Source organism: Klebsiella sp. EMBS2024 (genome assembly GCF_036233805.1).
In the GTDB taxonomy this organism is placed as follows: domain Bacteria; phylum Pseudomonadota; class Gammaproteobacteria; order Enterobacterales; family Enterobacteriaceae; genus Klebsiella; species Klebsiella pneumoniae.
In genome coordinates this window covers 1,546,741-1,550,563 of record NZ_JAZARW010000001.1, presented here as the reverse complement: position 1 = coordinate 1,550,563, position 3,823 = coordinate 1,546,741, and the positions used below count along the sequence as shown (strand labels likewise).

At 53.7% G+C, this 3,823-nt stretch carries 3 protein-coding genes; all 3 read left to right on the top strand.

Annotated features, from left to right (window positions below):
• Positions 1-206 precede the first annotated feature (206 nt).
• The 3 genes from VZP09_RS06970 to VZP09_RS06960 all read left to right on the top strand — a co-directional run bounded on the left by VZP09_RS06970 (position 207) and on the right by VZP09_RS06960 (position 3,817).
• A complete protein-coding gene (locus VZP09_RS06970) occupies positions 207-398 on the top strand; it encodes a DUF1482 family protein (RefSeq protein WP_328794987.1) in 192 nt (63 codons plus the stop codon).
• Between the two features lie 9 nt (positions 399-407).
• The gene (locus tag VZP09_RS06965) at positions 408-563 is read left to right on the top strand and encodes a YdaE family protein (RefSeq protein ID WP_328794986.1); all 156 of its coding nucleotides are present in this window, start codon (positions 408-410) and stop codon (positions 561-563) included.
• Between the two features lie 137 nt (positions 564-700).
• Positions 701-3,817 carry a RecE family exodeoxyribonuclease gene (locus VZP09_RS06960; protein WP_328794985.1) on the top strand — a complete coding sequence of 1,039 codons (3,117 nt, stop codon included), beginning with the start codon at positions 701-703 and terminating at the stop codon, positions 3,815-3,817.
• Positions 3,818-3,823 lie beyond the last annotated feature (6 nt).

The following is a 3,823-nucleotide window of genomic DNA, read 5'->3' as shown; positions in this document are numbered from 1 at the left end:
AATGAGTAANCANGGNATCAGAGCCNTGGTCATTTCNGCAGTNATTGGGCTCTTCATCTGGATNGCGCTCTTCAGCGCACTGAGGGNNTTNTTTCTATGAATGATTTCGCACGCAAACCCGCTCGTCAGCAGGCTGTTCGNTTAAGTCCGCTGTCAGCTTTCATCCGCCGGGTGTGCTACATGCTCGCGCAAAAAGGAGACCCTTCATGAGCACGATGTTTGCCNTGGTTCTCACCGTCAGCATGCTGACGGGCGGTAATCAGGATGTCCTGCTCGGCGTTTACGACANTGAGAATGACTGCAAGGCAGCTGCAGAAGAGCAACACGTGAANGCNGAATGTTATCCGCTGAAAGGTGTACTGGACGAGCATCCGGCNGGGTTCACGGTGCAAATGTAGGGGGAANNAATGCAGAAGAANTGCGGTTANTGCCGNAAAGCNATCGAGGGAAAACCAGTGGTAAGCACCCTGTTGTACCTCCAGGGGAACCAGCTCGCACGGAAAGAAAAAGAGTATTGCTCNGAACGTTGNGCCTCTCACGACCAGATGGCTCACGAGGGCTAACGTAAACCCGCCGAAGCGGGCTGTACGTCCGGTGCCACCGACCAAAGTTACACCGGAAATTACCAAAACCAATGACCACCCTGAATGGGCGCTACCAATGGCCCGGGGGATTCTACATCCAAAATAGAGGCTATCACATGGAATATTTTTATCTGATAAAAGCGACTCAAAAATCGGGTAAAGCTGATGCCGTAATCTGGCGCACTAATAAATCAGAAGCNCGCGCNCTNCTGCANCTNGACGTCGATCTGGAAGACGCTGGGATCGAAACAGGCCGCGGCAAAGACTATCAAAAACCAATTCGNACCGATTTCCCGGTATTCAANGACCTNCCNGCGGAAGGNGTTCTCNATTACTCATGGTGCGAACGNTACCAGCTCGGNGATGATGGCCGNACCTGGNCNNTGAAGCCAGGNCAGGCGCCTGCGGATCATCACATCGATGATGCCGGAGTATCCGCTGAGNCCGTTAGTGGCGNGNTGNTTGATGCCAATACTACTGGNGACGCGGCACAAGGTGAGACCGTGGAAACTTTCGGTAGCGATGAATACCAGNACGATTCNAGCGCGCTTTTTAACGTGGCAGAACTCCCCTTTCGCNCTCAGCTGCTGGCGCAGTATATGGCCGAAGAANNNCACGTTTATCATATNAGCATGCCTCACCGGCAGGAGCTNTCAGTTCTTGAAATGGACACTGATAANGCNGCNGTCCAGGATNTGATTCTGGCCGCCGAGAATATCCCTGAAATCAAAAAATACGATATGCCGGCNCTCTGGAAATTCACCAGCGCCAATAAAAAAGTNTTCCCGGAAGGGAAACGGCATGAGCTCGGCAANCGTATCCAGTTTGCAAAGCTGTGGTTCGCCACGAACGCGATNGACCGCGGCATTCTCACCAGGGAATGGGCTGCCGGTAACTGNATTTCTTCGGTTTTGAAAACCGATGCAGGTACGAATGCTGGCGGCGGNAATAAAACCGATCGCAACCCTGACTACACCCATACCCTTGATACGCTCGATGTAGAAATAGCCCTGGCCACAATGCCAATGGATTTCGATATCTACAATTTCCCGGCATCAATTCACCGCCGGGCCAAAGAGATCGTCCAGAAGAAAGAAAGTCCGTTCAAGGAATGGTCNGCNGCNCTGCGCAANNNCNCNGGCATCCTGGATTATTCNCGNGCNGCNATTTTTGCCCTTATCCGTGGCGCCACCAGCGATATTCACCATTTCCCGGTAAGTCTGCAGACCTATATCAANGCNAACCTGACNGAGCATAAGCATGACGNCCCTTCNNCTGANACGCTTGNNAANGCNGGNCATNTTTCATCTGCCGCNGTCACTCTGGACNCTGTGAAAAAGGCTATCGATGGAGATGAAGGTGTGCCTGACCTGGAAACTCTCCCAACTGACTTTCAGGTAATTGGCACCGAACTGGTNAAAGANGCTCAAAAGNAACGTCCNGACGCTAATCAGGTTCTGGCCNCCGANCGNGGCGAATATGTNGAAGGNATNAGNGACCCNACGGATCCNAAGTGGNTAACCGAAGACCTNACCAANNCCANNCAGCCTGAAGTTTNNAACATGGGCAATGGTGTTTTTTCGATTGATGGTCTGATGGATAGCCAGACATCACCAGCACCAGCACCAGCACCAGCACTTTCTATCGTGGACCAGGCGCGCCAGCGCGCTGCAGAANAAAAATTACATCCAGCTAATTCCGGGGAAACCACCAGCNATGTGCAGATGGAAACGGCTCAGCCGGTCGAAGACGAAAATGATAATGCGGTATCAGCAGGCGANGNCGCTGATGANCCTCCTGCGCAAACAACTGCCGTGAACATGAGNNAAATACTGGCTGAACGCTGCCCGGATCTTACCGCCGAAGTGCTGAAAAGCCAGGTTTCCGAGAGTGCTCATAGCGATGAAGAGGAAGNGGCTGAACAAGCAGCGCCAGCATGGCCGGAGTATTTCGAGCCTGGTCGATATGAAGGCGTGCCAAATGAGNTCTACCACGCCGCTAACGGNATCAGCTCCACGATGGTTAAAGATGCNCGGGTATCGCTGATGTATTTCGAGGCGCGCCACGTATCCAAAACCATCCAGAAGGTACGCTCCCCTGTTCTGGATATGGGNAANCTGGTGCATGCACTGGCGCTGCAGCCTGAGCAGCTGGAAAAAGAATTCAGCATCGAGCCGGAAATCCCGGAAGGCGCCTTCACCACGACNGCGACGATCCGCGCGTTTATCGACGANTACAACNNCGGGCTNCCGCCGCTGTTGAGTGCTGACGANATCAAGNCGCNGNTGGAGNCGCACAACGCCACTCTGCCCGCTCCTGTACCGCTGGGCGGCGACAAAGATGCAATTGGCATTGCGTATCTGGAATTACCTGATGAGTTCAAGCGAATCGTTGGTGACGATAAAAACTTTACCGCGTCAGCAATGAAGGCCTGCATCAAAGAATACAACGCCACCCTGCCAGCGCCTGTTAAAACCAGCGGNAGNCGTGATGCCATGTTGGAACAACTGGCGATTATCAATCCTGACATAGTTGCTCAGGAAGCACAGAAGCCGCAGCCGCTGAAAGTATCAGGCACTAAGGCGGATCTGATTCAGGCCGTGAAATCGGTTAAACCGGTTGCCGTGTTTGCCGATGAGCTGCTGGATGCATGGCGCGAGAACCCGGAAGGAAAAGTGCTGGTTACCCGCCAGCAGCTGGCTACGGCACTGGCCATTCAGAAAGCGCTGTTGAATCACCCGACCGCCGGCAAGTTATTGACGCACCCGAGCCGTGCCGTCGAGGTGAGCTATTTCGGCATTGATGAGGAAACNGGNCTGGAAGTTCGCGTGCGTCCTGACCTTGAGATAGACATGGGCGGCCTGCGCATCGGTGCNGACCTTAAAACCATCAGCATGTGGAACATCAAGCAGGAAGGCCTACGCGCGAAACTGCACCGGGAAATCATCGAGCGCGATTACCACCTGAGCGCGGCTATGTACTGCGAAACNGCAGCCCTTGACCAGTTCTTCTGGATATTCGTCAACAAAGACGAGAACTACCACTGGATCGCCATCATCGAGGCATCCGAAGAACTNCTGGAACTCGGCATGCTGGAATACCGCAAAGCTATGCGCGCGATCGCGAACGGTTTCGACACTGGCGAATGGCCGGCGCCAATCACTGAGGATTACGCCGAAGAACTCAACGATTTTGATNTGCGCCGTCTCGAAGCGCTGCGCGTACAGGCATAAGGGGGA